Below are 16,440 nucleotides of genomic sequence, written 5' to 3' on the forward strand. Positions count from 1 at the left end.
CCTAAAAAATGTAATATCTCAAAGAAGTCTCGGCAATTTCTTTCATAATCTCAAACATTTCATCAATACTCCACTCGTCTTTTCTAAAATACATACTCACTGGTGCAAATTTGTTATGTTCGCTATTGCCGTCAAGTTTGAAAATATAAGTTTTATTTAGATAGTAAAATTCGTTCATTGTACTAAGTTTTGAAAAAACATTTTTTGTCGTTATATCATCTTGATTAAAATCATCTCCGTGTCCGAAGCATACAAATGGTGTTATATCTTCATGGTTCATCATCGCTTTTATTCCGATTAAATTTTTTCCAAGCCTTTCTATCGCATTACCACGAGCCTGTTTTGTTAGCCCTTCTGCTAGTCTTTTATCATTTGTGCCTTGTCGTTTAACTTCTGCTGCTAGAAGTAACTTTTGATAATTTTCATCATCTTTCTTTTTTAAAATCAAAAATCCACCGTCTGGCATGATAGTGTTTTCTTCCCAATTTGTATCAAATTGTTTTCTAATACCGCCATTTCTGATATTATCCATCATTATTTTTAGCGATAAAGATTTTCCAAATTCAAAATAATATCCATCGAAATTTTGTATATTTTTAAAACGATTTATCAAATATTCAATCGTTCTATTCATAGCTATTCCAATATTTTTATCATCAGATTTAGAATTTACATTTTTTGCCTTATGTTGATTTTTATTTTTTCTCAAAACATCGCTACTTGCCATTTTTTATCCTTTTTTAACGATATAAAGATACTCTGTCACATATAAATCTCTTGAGTTTAAATTTCTACTAGCTCTGTAAGTTGGGTATTTGATCTCGACCTTATCAACCTCGCCAATTTTTGCTAAATTTATCAAAAACTCATCCATACTGATAAAGCCATCTGAGTTAAATGAGATGATTAGATATTTGGCTTTAAATTCGCTTAAAAGGTTGAAAAATTCATCGCTTGCTTTAGCTTTTTTATTATATTTTGAGCGATTCCAGTCGTTTGGTATGCCGCTAACTTTGCTAATTTGCTCTATATTTGGAGCTTTAAAATCGCTAATTAAATTTAACATAAAGTAGTTTGAGCCATAAGGATGTTGATTATAAGGTGGGTCAAAATAGGCTATATCAACTTTTGATATGGATTTGGCAAATTCCAAAGCGTCATTTTGGAAAACTTCAAATTCGCTTTGAAAATTTGAAAAAATCGGCATTTTTAGCTCTATTTTGCCTAGAATTCGCCTCAATGCATTTTCGCCCTGTCCGCCGAATTTACCAACGCCATCTTTATCTTTATAAAATCCTTTGAAAACCCCACCGGTATTGGAGTGGATGGAGGCTTGGCTAAGCAGTGGGGCGATAAAATATTTTTGAAATTCAGTTGGAATTTTAGATATTTCATCTCTTAAACCGCCTAAAATTAACGCATTTTGCCTAGAGTAAAAAACTCTTTCATGTTTTTGGATATTTTCATCATTTTTTGGGGCATAAAGTTCGCTTATAAAGCTCTCTTTTGGGGTGAAATTATTTTGAATTTGAGTAAAATATTTAGATAGATTATCTATCAAATTTGGATTGGAATTTGATAGATAACATGAGTTTATAATGTATGAGTATCTCTCTAAATCATTGGCAAAGATTACGCTAGAATGGGATTTAGCAGCTCTTGCGACTATGCCGCTACCACTAAAAACATCAGCAAATGATATCTTGCTTTTGGCAAGATTATTTTTGATATCAGTTATTACTTTGGTGATATTGGATAGGAGTGAGCGTTTATTGCCTAGATAGCTGATTAATTGCTCACTTAGATACTCTTTATTCTCGCTCATTTACTGCCTTTTAATATAGCTTTGATAAAACTCCCAAACCTTGCCTGATTTAATCGCATTTAGGATTATATCCTTAGCTTCTAGTGGAGAGCTAGCACCATCTGCTGTATATAGAGCAAACATCGCATTTAAAAGCACTATATCAAATTTTGGCCCACTAAGCTCGCCTTTTAGAGTGGCTTTTAAAATTTCGGCATTATAACTAGCATCGCCACCGGCAATATCAGAGTGGAATGCCCTTTTAAAGCCAAATTGCTCTGGCGTAATCTTATATTCTAGTATTTTGCCATCTTTGACTTCGTGGATTAGAGTCTCATCGCAAAGTGTTATCTCATCCATAGAGTCCATTCCATGGACTACGATAGCGTGTTTGCGACCTAAATTTAGCAAAGTAGCTGCGATTAACTCATTAACTTCTTCAAGGTAGTTGCCTACTACTTGATTGCTAAGGCTTAAATTTGGGTTTAGAAGTGGGCCAAGGATATTAAAGACCGTTCCCACGCCAAGCCTTAATCTTACATCACGCACGCTAGCTGTAATAGGGTGAAAATATGGAGCATGAAAAAAGGCTAAATTTTGGTTATTGAGTTTAAATTTTAAATGCTCTATATCGCTACCAGGATTTATGCCTATTTGGCCTAAAACATCGCTACTACCGCTTTTGGAGGTTATGGCTTTGTTGCCGTGTTTGGCTACTTTGATACCCAAAGATGCTAGTATGAAGGCTGTTGTTGTGGAGATATTTATCGTTTTTAGGCCATCGCCACCTGTGCCTACTATATCCATCATTTTGGAGTTATCACTATATGTAGTTGAGTATTTTAGTATATTTTTCACAAGTGCTGCTAAGCTATCTGGATATAGGGATTTTTCGCTTATTAAAACTAGTAAAGCCCCAAGCTGGACTTCATCATAATTTTTCTTATAAATCTCTTTGCATATTATCTCATAATCCTTACTATCAAGGGCAAAGCCCTTTTGGAGCTTGGTAAGAAATGGTGCGAAATTGGCTTTTTTAGGCTCTTCATTATCTTTTTTATTTAGTGAGACGAAGTTTGCTATTATCTGTTTGCCATATTGGCTAAAGAAACTTTCAGGGTGAAATTGTATCCCAAAAATTTGATTTTTACTATCTTCTAACGCCATCAAAACCCCATCGCTGCTATAAGCTGTGGCTTGCAAGTTTGGTGGTAGATTATCTACATATAAAGAGTGGTATCTCATCACACTAAATTCAGTTGGTAAGCCATTAAATATAAGACTGTTTTGCTGGATATGAATTTGGGATATTTTGCCATGTACCGGGGTGTCAAGTACCTTAATATCAGCTCCATTTACTAGCCCGATAGCTTGATGCCCAAGGCAAATTCCAAGTATAGGAATGCCTAAATTCGCCCTTAAAATATCTAAGCAAACGCCACTATCTTTAGGGTGTTTTGGCCCTGGGCTTAGGATAATTTTAGATGGATTTAAGGCTTTGATCTCATCAATTGTGATCTCATCATTTCTAACGCATTTTATAGACTCATTAGTTGTATCTAAGATATATTGATAGATATTATAGACAAAACTATCATAATTATCAATCATTAAAATCATTATTTATCCCTTTTGGTTGCGTATTGCTCGAAGATTTTTAGACAGCTTTTGCGTTTGTTACAGATCTCTTCATACTCATTTTGGGCTATGCTATCCCATACGATTCCAGCTCCAGCACCGATAAATACACGATTTGAATCTGAATTTGGCACAAATATAGCTGAACGAATCAAAATCGCCATTTGCATATCGCCATTAAAATGCCAAAATCCAATCCCACCACCATAAATTCCACGACTATGCTCTTCAAGCTCATTTATAATTTGCATCGCTCGTATCTTTGGGCTACCGCTAAGTGTGCCAGCAGGAAATATCGTAGCTATCGCTTCCATCGCTGATGATGAGCTTTTAAGCTCTGCGTATATATCGCTTACGATATGCATTACACTTTCATAAAGCTTAATATGTATAGGATTTATCACTTTTACGCTACTTGGAAGTGCGAATTTGCCTATATCATTTCTAGCTAAATCAATTAGCATTCTATGCTCACTAAGCTCTTTTTCATCATTTAAAAGCTCATTTTTTATAATTTCATCTTCATTAGCATCTCTTCCACGCTTTTTGGTTCCGGCAATCGGGCTTGTGTGGATAATGCCCTTTTTGATCTCTACTACTAGCTCTGGGCTACTGCCTACGATGGTGCCAAATTCACTTGGATAGTAAAACATATATGGGCTAGGATTTTGTGATTTTAAAATTTCATAAAATTCAAGCGGATCAAAATCGCTTTGTAGCTCTAAAGTTTTGGATAAGACTACTTGGAAAATATCACCATTTTTTATATAATTTTTAGCCGTTTCAATCATCTTTAAATAGTCGGCTTTTTGGCTATTTAAGTCGCTTTTAATGGTGTAAAAATAACTTTTATCTGATTTAAGTGGCTTAATATCTTTAAGATTATTAAAGTAGTTGCTATCGCCATAAAAGCTATAAATTTTACTCTGTTTGTCATAGTGAAGATAGGCTTTAGCGTCGCTATAATGATATAATGGAAACTCATATAATGCGGGTTTAAGCTCACCAATTTTTTCGAATTTATATACTGCTTCATAGCTTAAAACGCCAAAAAGCCCGGCGAAATTTGAGATTTTTTTGCCATTTTTGATTCTATCGTTTAATTTGCCAAAGTCATCTCCGCTGATATACTCACAATCAATTCCGATGATTGCTTGAGTCTCATCTTCAGCTAGATAGGATTTTGGATATTGGCGTAAAATTTCTTTAAAATATATGGTTGGATCATAGAGTAAAAGCATCTTATCTCCAAAAAGTTTTTTTAAAAAAATATTATACAAAAAATTTTCTTTATCAATCTTAAAATTTAGTATTTCAAAGCTAGATTTTATCTTAGGATTAATATAATTCCAAATCAAATTTAAGGTAGAAAAATGGTTGATGGATTTAGTGTGATTTTAGGTGATATGAGCCTTTTATGGGCGGCTGCTATTTTTGTTGCTATTGGTGTTGGTGTGGGGTGTATTAGTGGGTTTTTTGGCATTGGTGGTGGGACAATTTTGGTGCCGATACTTTTAAATTTGGGTTTTGATATTAAAAGTGCGATTGGTATTAGTGTGCTTCAGATGTTTATGGGGGCGCTATTTGGTAGCTATGTGAATTACAAAAATAAAAAATTGGTTTTAAATGATGGGATTGTAGTTGGGATAGGCGGACTTGTGGGGGCGAGTTTTAGTGGATTTATAGTATCAATTATGCCTAGTATCGCTTTGAAATTTGTGGTGTTATTTATGTTAATGGTGGCGATAATTAAATTTTTTCAAGCAGATGTGAAAAATGATAATCCTAAAGAGATATCTAAATTTATAATGTTTGGTGTGGGGGTTTTAGTAGGTGCTGTGGCGATATCGGCTGGGATTGGCGGGGCGCTATTTTTAACGCCGATATTTGTGGGATTTTTAAAAATGGATATCAAAAAAGCTATATCAATTGGGCTATTTTTTGTTATATTTAGCTCATTTTCTGGGCTTATAAGCTTAGCAAATGCGGGACTTGTGGATTATAAAAGTGGATTTACAATTGGAATTGGGTCTATAATTGGGGTATATTTTGGTGTAAAATTTGGCCATAAAGTTGATAAAAATATTCAAAAAAGATTGGCGCTTGGCTTATATATAATTATGTTTATTTTGATGGTTAAAAATATACTATTTTAATCAACTTTTATGGCTAAATTCGGGCTAAAATCCATTTAAAATTTCAATAATTTTAGATATTATTTTAAGCTCAAAGCTATCTATAGCTTGAGTTTGAGAGTACTCAAAGCTAGATTTTTGGCTTTGTAGATTTAAATTTGTTTGATAATTCTTGCTATCTTTAAGAGCGATGAAAAGCGAGGCTTGAGCATCGTAAAAATACTCATTTTCGTATCCACCACCAAAGCCGCTACCAAAGCCAACATGCCTAAATCCACCACTACCAAAGCCAAATTCCATAAAATTATTATTCTTAATATCGCTATTTTGGCGTAGGTAATTTAGCGTAATTTTGATTGCGATATCTGGATTTTTGGTAGCTTTTTTATAACCATTTTGGATTAGGGCAGAGCTTAGATTATTTTCAAAGTTTTCGCTGAAATTTTGTGAAGATATACTAAAGCTCTTGCCTTTTATATTTTCAGTGATAAAAATCGGATTAGAAGTTGAGAGATAACTAGTAAAAACAGGATTACTACAACCTAAAAATACCAAGCTAATTATAAGGCAAAAAAATATATTTTTCATCAAAATCCCCTAAAAATAAATTTAGGTATTATACTATTTTTTCTCTATTTTTTGGTTTATGAAATAGACTAAAAACAAAACACTAAAGCTAATTATAAGCATAATCGCTGAATATATATGCGCAAGTTTATAATCCAATATCTCAACAGCCTCATAAATAGCGATACTAGCGACCTTAGTCTTGCCTTCTATGCTTCCTCCTATCATTAAAATCACTCCAAATTCGCCCAAAGTGTGAGCAAAACTAATGATAATAGCACTCAAAAGCGATGGCTTGATATTTGGCATAGCGACACGAAATAGAGTAGTAAGCTTGCCTTTGCCAAGGCTATAACTAGCCTCTATAAGCGAATTTGGCAGGGATTTAAACCCTGATAAAATCGGCGAAAACATAAAAGGCAATGAGTAGATACAACTAGCAATCACAAGACCGCTGAAATTAAAAACAAGCCTAATATCAAAATATTTTTCCATAAATTCGCCCAAAAATGAGTATGGCGATAAGAGTATCAAGATATAAAATCCAAGCACCGAAGGCGGCAATACAAGTGGCAAAGATATCACGCTTTCTAAAACAGACTTAAATCTAAACTCACATCTAGCAACGATATAAGCGAAAAATATAGATATGATAAAGAGTATAATCGTAGATATAATAGCTAGTTTAAATGACAATAATAGTGGCGTCCAATCTATCATATATCCACCTTTAAATTTGATATTTGTGTGCTTAGAGTGATGGTATCTCCGATTTTAAATTTATTGATATTTGTAGCTGGAATTTTGTAAATTTGATTTGCGTATTCGCAGGTTATGCTTTGGCTATTTATCTCTAAAATTGTAGCTAATAGATTGATATTTTGATCCAAATTTGAGCTTAAAAATAGCTCTTTTGGGGTGCCACTTTGGATGATTTTGCCATTGTCAATCTCATAAATATGGTTAGAGAGTCTGTAAATTTCGTGTTTATCGTGGCTAACTAAGATTATACTCATATTATATTTTTTGTGAATTTGGCTTAAGTAGTCTTGGAGTTTAATGCGTAATTTCGCATCTAAAGCAGATAAAGGCTCATCTAAAAGCAAGATTTTAGGTCGCCTCATTAAAGCCCTTGCTAGGGCTGTGCGTTGCTTTTGACCGCCAGAGAGTGTGTGCGGATAGGCGTTTTGAAACTCTAAAAGCTCGGCTAATTCTAGTAATTCAGTAGCAAATTTAATATCATTTTTGGCAAATAGTAGATTTTGCATCACACTCATATTAGGAAATAGAGCATAATCTTGAAAAAGATATCCGATATTTCGCTTTTGTGGGGGCAAAAATATATCTTTGTTATAATATATCACCCCATCACTGCTAATAACTCCGCTATCAGGCTTATCAAATCCAGCAAGTAGCCTTAATATCGTGCTTTTACCACTGCCACTTTTGCCATATAATGCGACAAATTCGCCATTATTTATCTTAAATTCAAGATCAAGCTTAAATCCATCAAAGGACTTTTGGCAGTGGAAATGAATCATAAATTCGCCTAATTAATCGCTTTATATCCAAATTTAACAAATATATCTTGAGCCGGTTTGCTAAGTAAGTAATCATAAAAATCTTTAGCTAATTTATTTTCTTTACCATGATTTAGGATTACCATTGCTTGATCTATACTAGTATGAAGTGAGCCATCTAAAATAGCATAATTTGTATATTGTAGCATCTGTTCAGCCTTCAAAGCACTAGCTGCGACAAAACCGATATCACCAGCTTTTATAGTTTGATTTAGAGCATCGCCTATGCTATTTGCTTCAATGATTTTATCTTTAATCTCATCATAAATTCCAGCATTTTTAAATGCTTCTATCGTGGCAGCACCGTATGGGGCGGTTTTTGGGTTGGCTATTATTATTGTTTTTATATCTTTGTTTTTTAATGAGTTTAGGCTTGGTTCATAGCCTCTAACGCTCAAAATAGCCACGCTTCCGCTAGTGTAAATAACAGGTTTATTAAGAGCAAAACCATCTTTATATAGCACATCAGCGAAATCTATATTTGCGCTTAAAAATAGATCAAAAGGGGCGCCATTTTTGATTTGGGCTACTAATTTAGCGCTTGAGCCTAGTGTTATGTTGATTTTAGCATCTGGATGAAGTTTGATAAATTCGCTTTTTATCTCTTCTAAGACATAGGCTGTATTTGCCGCTGCGGCTACATTGAGTGTTGAAGCAAAAGAGCAAACCACAAAGGCTAAAAGTAGAAAAATTGATCTCATATTTATTCCTAATATTATAAATTTATACTTATAATTATATGGAAAAATAGTAAATAAATGGATATTTATAAATATAAATTATATATTTATATTTTAAAAAGTTAGCAATTACTCTTGCTTGACTAATACCAAGCAAGTAATAAACTAAGCCTGTGCCGCTATGATAATTTGACTAGCTTTGATAAATAGCTCAACTTCATCACCGACATTGATTCTCATATCTTGGGCTGATTCGTTAGTGATGATAGCGTGTATTGTCTGATTATTGCCTATATTTACGGCGATTTTGGCATTTACTGCACCTATTGTAGCTTTAGTTACTTTGCCTTTTAGCTTATTTGATGCAGAAATTTTAAGCTCTTTATCATCGCTTTTAGCTAAAATTACGCTTGAAGCTTTAAAGATAAATAAAACCTCTTTGCCAACTTCTAAGTTTAACTCTTTTTGGCTATCTATTGTGATTATGGATTTTAGCAATGTTCCATCGCTTAATTTAGCTGTGATTTGCGCATTTACTGCGCCGATATTTATATCTGTGATTGTAGCTTGAAGTTGATTTTTAGCGCTTAACTTCATATTGTTCCTTTTTAGATTATTTATGGCGTGAATATCTGGATTGCTACAGATTTCATCTAATAAATTATTTTGAATTTTTAAAATCGCCTCATACACATCTATAATATCTTTTGCATATGCACTAAGCTCGCTACCACTATTTTTTCTCTTGCCATTTACCCTAGCAATTAATGGCTCTTTGGCTTTGGAGTTAAGTAGATCTAGGCAGTCCCAAGCATTTTTATACGAGATATCAACTGCATTTGCTGCTCTAGTGATGCTTTTGGTCTCATCTAGAGCCTTTAGAAGTTTGATATGCTTTGGCAAAAGGGCTACTTCATCATCTAAAAATAGCTCAAGATTTATCCTAGCTTTCATAAAAACCTCTTTTAAACTTATTTTTCTTTGGCGTATTATAATATTTTATTATTAAAATTGGGTTTATATTTGAAAACAATAAAAATAAAATATAGTAAATTTTATAATTCATACTAACTTAAGTTTGAACTGATATAATATTGCCTTTTTAATTTATGAGGTAATATTATGGCTAGGATTTTTTTGGCTAGTTTTATATTTTTAATTAGCTGTTTTGCTGATGATATTGATTCATTTGAAGATGAGTATGCTACTAGCAGTTTTGATCCGCTTAGTGGATATAATAGGGTTATGACCGAGTTTAATCATGTTGTATATCAAAATATCTTGATACCAACATTTAAAGGCTATGATTATATAATGCCAGATCCTGCTCAAGATGCTATAAGTAATTTTTTTGATAATATTATATATCCAATTCGTTTAGTTAATAATCTTTTGCAGTTTAAATTTACAGCAGCAGGAGAGGAGACGCTAAGATTTATTGCTAATACTATAATTGGTTTTGGCGGGATTAGCGATGTAGCAACTAATGTTTATGGGCTTAAAAGACACGATGAGGATTTTGGTCAAACACTTGGATATTGGGGAATTGGTAGTGGTTTTCCTATAGTATTGCCAGTTTTAGGACAGACAAATTTGCGTGATTTAATAGGTATGAGTGGGGACTTTTTCATTAATCCATTGAGTTATACCAATGAGATATTTACTGATGATGGTCATAAATATTTTCATCTAAATTTAGCTGTTAAATCATGGCAGCTAATTAACGATGGTTCTAAAGATCCAGAACTATATAATAAGCTTACTAGTGGTGCAATCGACTTATATACATTCATAAAAGATGGCTATGAACAACGCAGAAATGCACAAATTCAGGAGTAAAATATGAGAAAAATTATATTTTTGTTATTTTTGGTATGCTCAATTGCTTTTGGCATAGAGCTTAAAAATATTGATGAGACTCTAAAGAGTGATTTTAAAAAAGCAATAGAGATAATGAATGATAAATCTATAGTAAAAGAGCAAAAGCCTTTAGAGCTTTTTAAGCTTTTTGATGGATACTTTGACTACTCACTGATGGCTAGACTCTCTCTTTCTAAGCAATATAGTATGTTAAATCCTACACAGCAAGATGAGTTTGAAAAACAATTTGTAGCAAATTTAAAGGCATCTTTTACGCAAAAGCTTGGATATTATAGCGATCAAGAGATTGAGTTTGTAAAAGGCGAAATGGGAAACAAAAATCGATACAATGTCTATGCTGTAATAAAAAATAAAAGCGAAAATTATCCATTAATTTTTAAATTTCACCCAGCAAATAAGAGTGATTATCTAATCTATGATATTGATATTTTAGGCGTGAGTTTAGTTCAAAGCTATAGAAGTCAGTTTAATGATTTAAGTAAAAATGCAGGCTTTGATGAGATTATAAAGCGTCTTCAAAATGCAACAGCTGATCATAATGCCACTGTTAAATGAAAAAAATATTTAAGCTAATTGTCGCATTTCCTAAGGCTGTTTTAGCGTTTAGTTTGCTTATTTGCCTTGGAATTGGAGTCTTTTCTTATAAGCTTGAGATTGATGCTTCTACTCAGACTTTATTACTTGAAAATGATAAGGATTTAGCTATTTGGCGTGATATTACTAAACGCTATGATAGTAAGAATTTTTTAGTTATTGCTTATACACCAAATTTAGGACTTTTAAACCAAAATAGTCTAGATAAAATCGCAGCAATCTCAAGAGAGCTTGAGAATTTAAAAAGTGTCGATTCAGTTTTTTCAATCTTAAAAGCCCCACTTTTAACTAATAATCCCAATTTAAGCATTAGTGAATTAATAGAGGATGTGCCAAATTTAAGCAAAACTGGCATCGATATGGCCAGGGCCAAAGATGAGTTAATGAATAGTTTATTATATAAAAACTCATTAGTTAGTAGTGATTTTAAAACCACAGCTATTGTAGTAAATTTAAAAGATGATGAGACTTATGCCAGATTTTTAGAACAAAGAGCAAATCTAAAAGAGTTTGGCCAAAAATTAGCAAATTTAGAAATTGAATTTAAAAAATATAGAGACGCTCAAAGGATTGTTGAACATGAAAATATTACTAAAATTAGGGAGATTATAGAGCGCTATAAGGGAGATGAGCGGCTATTTTTAGGCGGCATTAGTATGATTGCTGATGATATGATAAGCTTTGTTAAAAATGACTTAGCAGTTTATGGAAGTAGTGTTTTAGTGCTTCTTGGGTTTTGTTTATGGTTATTTTTTAGACAAGTTAGATTTGTAGTTTTACCAGTGATTGTCTGTTTTTTAAGTGTAATTTTAGCAAGTGGACTATTTGGGCTTTTAGGTTATGAGATTACAGTAATTAGCTCTAATTATATAGCCCTTCAGCTAATCATTACAATTTCAGTGGTAATTCACTTAATCGTAGCATATCGTGAGTTATATTTAAAACATAAAATTTATACAAATGCGCAGTTAGTTTATCTTACTTTGCGTTCTAAATTTACACCTTGCTTTTTTGCAATTTTTACTACAGTAATTGGATTTTTATCACTTTGCCTAAGCGATATTAAACCAATTATTATGCTTGGGGCGATGATGAGTGTGAGTATCTCTATATCGCTTTTGGTGGCGTTTTTTATTTTTGGTAGTTTGCTTATGATGCTGAAGAAAAAAGAGCCCAAAATGAGCTTTGAAAATCACTTTAAATTCACACAGTGGTGTGCTAAATTTGCCATAAATCAACCAAAAATAATATATATAATTAGTTTGTTTATAGTAGTTATTGGTATTTATGGTATTAGTCAGCTTAGGGTTGAAAATAGTTTTATAGGATACTTTAAATCAAATACTGAAATTTACCAAGGTATGAAGGTGATCGATCAAGAGCTAGGTGGAACGATTCCTTTGGATGTGATTATTAAATTTAAACCAATTGAGCAAAATAGTGATGATGAACTAGGCGAATTTGAAGATGAATTTGGCGGTAGTCAAGAGGAGCAATACTGGTTTAATACTTATAGGCTTGATATTATTAAAAGAGTTAATAAATTTATTGCTGAGCGTGAGTTTGTTGGAAATGTTAGCTCGCTTGCTACTTTACTTGAAGTAGGAAAAAGTATAAATAATGGTAAGGAGCTTGATCCGCTTGCACTCTCGCTAATCTATACAAATTTACCTAATGAGTATAAGCAGCTAATCTTAACACCATATATAAATATAGAAAATAATGAGGCAAGATTTAGTATTAGAACTATCGATAGTGATCCAAATTTACGCCGTGATGAGTTTGTCAAATCACTCAAGGCTGATTTACAAAAACTATTAAAAGATGAACCAGTAGAGATTCAAGTAGCTGGCGTAATGGTATTATATAATAATATGCTTCAAGCTCTCTTTAGTTCACAGGCTGATACATTTATATTTGTAGTTTTGGCACTATTTTTGGTTTTTGTAGTAATTTTTAGAAGTATTAAACTATCACTAATTGGAATTATTGCAAATCTTGTTCCTTTGTGTGCTGTATTTGGCATAATGGGGATTGCAGGAATCCCGCTTGATATTATGAGTATTACAATTGCTGCTATTAGTCTTGGAATTGGGGTTGATGATATAATTCATTATATTCATAGATTTAAAAATGAAAATCGTACGCATACTATCTCTAGTGCAGTAAAGCGTTCACACGCAAGTATTGGTTATGCTATGTATTATACCTCTTTTGCAATATTTTTAGGCTTTAGCGTGATGAGTCTTAGTAATTTTTGGCCGACTATATATTTTGGGGTTTTAACTGATTTGGTTATGCTTATGATGCTTCTTGGGGCGTTAATTTTGCTTCCTGCGATGATCTCTTCATTTTATAAAAAGCAATTATAGAGCCTAAGATGGCTCTATAATTTAGCGATTTAAAAGAGTATTTATAAATTCAACTTCATTTAAATTATTTTTAGAGATAAACTCTTTAATGCTGGTATCTTCAAATTCAATATTTTTACTATTTAAGTATTTTTTAACCGCAGTTTTATCACTATTTAAAGCCATCATCGCACTACTTAAATTTGCACTCATAAAGCTAGAGTATAGCTCTTTTTGTGGTAGTTTTGACTTGTTTGAATTTGGAGCAAAAACCACAAATATTATAGCAGCTATTATGGTAGCACTTATAAAGCCAAGTTTTTTGCCAGTAAAATATTTCTTAAATGGCGCAAGATTAGCAAATATATGAAGCACACATGCAAGTACCATTACCATGCCGATATATTCGTGGGCTATCTTGATACCATAGTTTTTAAGATCAAAAAACATAAAAACACCAGTAACACCAACAATGGCAAATGTAGCGATAGTCGCTGTAGTAGCTATTGGTTTGGAGACTTTCATTATCTATCCTTTGAGTTAAATTTGGCAAAATTATTCCAAGAATATGTTAAAAATATGTGAATTAACAAAATAAAGTTATTTTACAAAAGATATATTTGTTATAGCAATTTTATTAGATTAATTTAGAGTTATTATTGTCGTATTTTATAATAACAAAGGAGTGAATTTATCTTAAAACATGTAAAAATGAGTACGCTTTACTAACTCCGTCAGTATGCAAGGCATACCACAAGGCTCGTTTTTCTTGCTCAATGCTATTGACCGCACCGCTAAAAACTACATCACACTGTACGATATGAATGTTGATATTTGTGCTATCAATGAGCGGATCAGCTATTAGATCAGTTTTAATTTTAGTTAGCAATGCTAATTCATCAAAGAAGTGACATGCGTTTGGCGTTTTGAAATTTATATATGTTTTAATATGATTTATACCCATTGTATCACGAGCTAAATTGATCAGTTCTATTTTATCATCCATTGTAGCAACCTCTCCAATTAGCAATACTTCGCCCCATTGAGAGACTATATCTAGATGAAAATTGCTTAAATTTGCACTAGCTAGGATTTTGGCTTGAAGTTTTTTTTGTATTACATTATCTTTTATTATTGTGTAGATTCCTCTTTCATCTTTATTGATAGTATAAGCATCATATATTGAAGTTAAATTAAATAGTGGCGATTTAAAAGTGCAGCCACTTAGAATAATGCTAGCAAAAATCATATAAAATATAAATTTCATTGGATAATTTTATCTAAATTTCAACAAAATATCTCTTAAAAACTTTTAAAAATATATATTTAGCTTGAATTTATTAAAATTTCGATAAAATCTAGCCTTGCATTATGTAAATTTAGTGATGCCAAAGGTTAGGTATATGCGATACGGCAAAGTTTTTCTTGCTTCTGGACTATTGAGAAGAGCTATAATTATTTTAGCGATATTTCTTGCTATGAGTGGTTTTAGCTTGCATTTTATATTTACTAATGATAATATAAGCAATGTCGTATATTTAGGCTTTTCAACGCTTGCGATTATGCTTTTAGTACTACTTTTGGAGATATTTTTATTTATTAAAAATAATCTTATTATACCAATTGCTAATACTAAAATGTTTATTGATAAGCTGGCTCGCAAAGAGATTATCGATCCAGTTTCAAATTTTGATTTTTATCATATAAATAAAAATATTTATGATTTATTTACATCGTGGGTATGCTCACAAAATAGCCTAAAATACTATATGGAATATTATAGTTTATTATTTGATAGAAGTGATATAAAGATTTTATTTATCGATGCTAAAGATGGCTCTATAATGGATGCTAGCCGTTGTGCGGTGGAGTTTTATGGCTACTCTAAGGGCGAGCTATTAACAATGAGTATATTTGATATTCGTGTAAATGATGGAACAAAAACTAACTATCATAAGCATAAATTAGCTAGTGGTGAGATTAAATTTGTTGAGGTGATTAGCACTCCAGTAAGCTTATATTTTAATGATTCATATTTTATGATTATTTTAGATGCTTCAAAAGCACAAGAAAAAATAGAGAGTCTAAATAGTGAGATTGGAATGATTGAGCATAATCCTGCAATTGTTATTAAATTTATCTATGATGAGAGCTGGATGAGCACTCAGCTTAGTTCAAATGCAAATTTATTAATTCCAAATGATGTTAAACAAATTGATATAAAAACTTTATGTCATAGTGATGATATCACTCCATTAAGCTTAGAGTTAGAAAGAAAGATAAAATTAGAAAATAGCATATATGATATGAAAAAAGAGCTTGATAGAGCTTATAGATTTAGGTTAAATAGTGGTGAGTATGGGTGGTTTAGACTTTTTGTTTCAAGTATGAAAAATAAAGATAACAAAACAGAAGTTACTATGTTTTTAGTTGATAGCACTGAACAAGAGATTTTAAAAGAGATTTTATCTAGTAAATTAAAACGCTATGAAAGTAGAATTTTAAGCAGTAATTTGTTAGGCTTTGAGTATTTCGCTCAAAGTGGTATTTTTAAATTTAGTATTGATTTTGTTGAGTTTTTAGGATATAAAAATAGTATTGATATGGGAGTTAGCTCTATTGAGGATATATATAAAATTGTTTATAGAGATGATATTGATATTTTAATTGATGAGTTAGATAGGTATATAGATGGCAGTTCACGGTTAATTGAGTGTGATATAAGGCTAATTAAAAAAGATGGAAATCGAATTTATGTTCGAATTAAAGCCAAAGCCCTAGATACACTAAATGACTCTGATGAGATTATTGGTACTGCTACAGATATTAGTGATCATCATAATTTTGTAGTTCAAAACGCTATATCTAAGGCGATTATGCTTAGTTCTATTAATGGAATATTAATTTGTGATGCAACTGGAAATATATTAGATGTCAATGAAAGCTTTACAAAAATTACTGGATATAGCAAAAAAGAAGTTATTGGTAAAAAACCGCAAATCCTGCATTCAGGTAAACATGATAATGTATTTTATGCTAAAATGTGGTCTGATATTAAGCATTTTGGTAGTTGGAGTGGAAGAATCTATAATAAAAATCGTTCCGGTGAAATTTATCAAGAGCATCTAGTAATCACAGCTATTAAAGATGAACATGAGATAATTCAGCGATATGTGGCACAATTTTATAAAATAATGGAGTAAGGAGAGA

General features: G+C 32.0%; 16 protein-coding genes. 5 read left to right on the top strand and 11 right to left on the bottom strand.

Annotated features, from left to right (window positions below; translation table 11 throughout):
* Position 1: 1 nt before the first annotated feature.
* From CIGNP109_RS07215 to CIGNP109_RS07230, 4 genes are read right to left on the bottom strand one after another with little or no spacing between them, the layout of a single operon-like run.
* Positions 2–727: an EcoRI family type II restriction endonuclease gene (locus CIGNP109_RS07215; RefSeq protein WP_086228758.1), complete on the bottom strand. Its 726-nt coding sequence runs from the start codon at positions 725–727 to the stop codon at positions 2–4.
* Between the two features lie 3 nt (positions 728–730).
* Positions 731–1,825, bottom strand: a complete 1,095-nt coding sequence (locus CIGNP109_RS07220) for a DNA adenine methylase (protein ID WP_086228759.1) — start codon at positions 1,823–1,825, stop codon at positions 731–733.
* Positions 1,826–3,424 carry an anthranilate phosphoribosyltransferase gene (gene trpD, locus CIGNP109_RS07225; protein WP_086228760.1) on the bottom strand — a complete coding sequence of 533 codons (1,599 nt, stop codon included), beginning with the start codon at positions 3,422–3,424 and terminating at the stop codon, positions 1,826–1,828.
* Positions 3,424–4,683: an anthranilate synthase component I family protein gene (locus tag CIGNP109_RS07230; protein WP_086228790.1), complete on the bottom strand. Its 1,260-nt coding sequence runs from the start codon at positions 4,681–4,683 to the stop codon at positions 3,424–3,426. Before CIGNP109_RS07230 ends, trpD begins: the two co-directional genes overlap by 1 nt.
* Positions 4,684–4,815: 132 nt before the next feature.
* On the opposite strand from CIGNP109_RS07230, the gene CIGNP109_RS07235 reads away from it, so the two are divergent.
* On the top strand, positions 4,816–5,598 hold the full coding sequence (locus CIGNP109_RS07235; RefSeq protein ID WP_236846185.1) for a sulfite exporter TauE/SafE family protein: 783 nt from the start codon (positions 4,816–4,818) through the stop codon (positions 5,596–5,598).
* Positions 5,599–5,622: 24 nt separating this feature from the next.
* Here CIGNP109_RS07235 and CIGNP109_RS07240 read toward each other — a convergent pair whose 3' ends face one another.
* The 5 genes from CIGNP109_RS07240 to CIGNP109_RS07260 form a co-directional block, all read right to left on the bottom strand.
* Complete coding sequence (locus CIGNP109_RS07240) at positions 5,623–6,165, bottom strand: hypothetical protein (protein WP_086228761.1); 543 nt, start codon at positions 6,163–6,165, stop codon at positions 5,623–5,625.
* A gap of 33 nt (positions 6,166–6,198) precedes the next feature.
* Positions 6,199–6,864 carry a molybdate ABC transporter permease subunit gene (gene modB / locus CIGNP109_RS07245; protein ID WP_086228762.1) on the bottom strand — a complete coding sequence of 222 codons (666 nt, stop codon included), beginning with the start codon at positions 6,862–6,864 and terminating at the stop codon, positions 6,199–6,201.
* Entirely contained in the window at positions 6,861–7,685 is an 825-nt protein-coding gene (locus CIGNP109_RS07250) for a sulfate/molybdate ABC transporter ATP-binding protein (RefSeq protein WP_086228763.1), read from the bottom strand. Before CIGNP109_RS07250 ends, modB begins: the two co-directional genes overlap by 4 nt.
* An 8-nt stretch (positions 7,686–7,693) precedes the next feature.
* A complete protein-coding gene (gene modA, locus CIGNP109_RS07255; RefSeq protein ID WP_086228764.1) occupies positions 7,694–8,425 on the bottom strand; it encodes a molybdate ABC transporter substrate-binding protein in 732 nt (243 codons plus the stop codon).
* 144 nt (positions 8,426–8,569) lie between these two features.
* Positions 8,570–9,358 (bottom strand): TOBE domain-containing protein, encoded by a 789-nt coding sequence (locus CIGNP109_RS07260; protein WP_086228765.1) that lies wholly within the window; start codon positions 9,356–9,358, stop codon positions 8,570–8,572.
* Between the two features lie 168 nt (positions 9,359–9,526).
* On the opposite strand from CIGNP109_RS07260, the gene CIGNP109_RS07265 reads away from it, so the two are divergent.
* From CIGNP109_RS07265 to CIGNP109_RS07275, 3 genes are read left to right on the top strand one after another with little or no spacing between them, the layout of a single operon-like run.
* A complete protein-coding gene (locus tag CIGNP109_RS07265; protein ID WP_086228766.1) occupies positions 9,527–10,243 on the top strand; it encodes an MlaA family lipoprotein in 717 nt (238 codons plus the stop codon).
* A 3-nt stretch (positions 10,244–10,246) separates the two neighbouring features.
* Positions 10,247–10,840, top strand: a complete 594-nt coding sequence (locus CIGNP109_RS07270; RefSeq protein WP_086228767.1) for an MlaC/ttg2D family ABC transporter substrate-binding protein — start codon at positions 10,247–10,249, stop codon at positions 10,838–10,840.
* The gene (locus CIGNP109_RS07275; protein WP_086228768.1) at positions 10,837–13,251 is read left to right on the top strand and encodes an efflux RND transporter permease subunit; all 2,415 of its coding nucleotides are present in this window, start codon (positions 10,837–10,839) and stop codon (positions 13,249–13,251) included. The genes CIGNP109_RS07270 and CIGNP109_RS07275 overlap by 4 nt, the downstream gene beginning before the upstream one ends.
* A 21-nt stretch (positions 13,252–13,272) precedes the next feature.
* Here CIGNP109_RS07275 and CIGNP109_RS07280 read toward each other — a convergent pair whose 3' ends face one another.
* Both CIGNP109_RS07280 and CIGNP109_RS07285 read right to left on the bottom strand, forming a co-directional pair.
* The gene (locus CIGNP109_RS07280; RefSeq protein WP_086228769.1) at positions 13,273–13,755 is read right to left on the bottom strand and encodes a DUF4405 domain-containing protein; all 483 of its coding nucleotides are present in this window, start codon (positions 13,753–13,755) and stop codon (positions 13,273–13,275) included.
* Positions 13,756–13,921: 166 nt separating this feature from the next.
* Entirely contained in the window at positions 13,922–14,497 is a 576-nt protein-coding gene (locus CIGNP109_RS07285) for a BON domain-containing protein (protein ID WP_086228770.1), read from the bottom strand.
* Between the two features lie 136 nt (positions 14,498–14,633).
* Here CIGNP109_RS07285 and CIGNP109_RS07290 point away from each other — a divergent pair, with 136 nt between their 5' ends.
* On the top strand, positions 14,634–16,433 hold the full coding sequence (locus CIGNP109_RS07290) for a PAS domain-containing protein (RefSeq protein WP_180379621.1): 1,800 nt from the start codon (positions 14,634–14,636) through the stop codon (positions 16,431–16,433).
* Positions 16,434–16,440: the final 7 nt, after the last annotated feature.

The sequence above is a fragment of the Campylobacter sp. P0109 genome (assembly GCF_002138755.1).
Classification (GTDB): Bacteria; Campylobacterota; Campylobacteria; order Campylobacterales; family Campylobacteraceae; genus Campylobacter; species Campylobacter devanensis.

Coding starts and splice junctions, on each gene's coding strand:
- CIGNP109_RS07215 (WP_086228758.1), bottom strand. CDS start 727: ATGGCAAGTAGCGATGTTTTGAGAAAAAATAAAAATCAACATAAGGCA.
- CIGNP109_RS07220 (WP_086228759.1), bottom strand. CDS start 1,825: ATGAGCGAGAATAAAGAGTATCTAAGTGAGCAATTAATCAGCTATCTA.
- trpD (WP_086228760.1), bottom strand. CDS start 3,424: ATGATTTTAATGATTGATAATTATGATAGTTTTGTCTATAATATCTAT.
- CIGNP109_RS07230 (WP_086228790.1), bottom strand. CDS start 4,683: ATGCTTTTACTCTATGATCCAACCATATATTTTAAAGAAATTTTACGC.
- CIGNP109_RS07235 (WP_236846185.1), top strand. CDS start 4,816: ATGGTTGATGGATTTAGTGTGATTTTAGGTGATATGAGCCTTTTATGG.
- CIGNP109_RS07240 (WP_086228761.1), bottom strand. CDS start 6,165: ATGAAAAATATATTTTTTTGCCTTATAATTAGCTTGGTATTTTTAGGT.
- modB (WP_086228762.1), bottom strand. CDS start 6,864: ATGATAGATTGGACGCCACTATTATTGTCATTTAAACTAGCTATTATA.
- CIGNP109_RS07250 (WP_086228763.1), bottom strand. CDS start 7,685: ATGATTCATTTCCACTGCCAAAAGTCCTTTGATGGATTTAAGCTTGAT.
- modA (WP_086228764.1), bottom strand. CDS start 8,425: ATGAGATCAATTTTTCTACTTTTAGCCTTTGTGGTTTGCTCTTTTGCT.
- CIGNP109_RS07260 (WP_086228765.1), bottom strand. CDS start 9,358: ATGAAAGCTAGGATAAATCTTGAGCTATTTTTAGATGATGAAGTAGCC.
- CIGNP109_RS07265 (WP_086228766.1), top strand. CDS start 9,527: ATGGCTAGGATTTTTTTGGCTAGTTTTATATTTTTAATTAGCTGTTTT.
- CIGNP109_RS07270 (WP_086228767.1), top strand. CDS start 10,247: ATGAGAAAAATTATATTTTTGTTATTTTTGGTATGCTCAATTGCTTTT.
- CIGNP109_RS07275 (WP_086228768.1), top strand. CDS start 10,837: ATGAAAAAAATATTTAAGCTAATTGTCGCATTTCCTAAGGCTGTTTTA.
- CIGNP109_RS07280 (WP_086228769.1), bottom strand. CDS start 13,755: ATGAAAGTCTCCAAACCAATAGCTACTACAGCGACTATCGCTACATTT.
- CIGNP109_RS07285 (WP_086228770.1), bottom strand. CDS start 14,497: ATGAAATTTATATTTTATATGATTTTTGCTAGCATTATTCTAAGTGGC.
- CIGNP109_RS07290 (WP_180379621.1), top strand. CDS start 14,634: ATGCGATACGGCAAAGTTTTTCTTGCTTCTGGACTATTGAGAAGAGCT.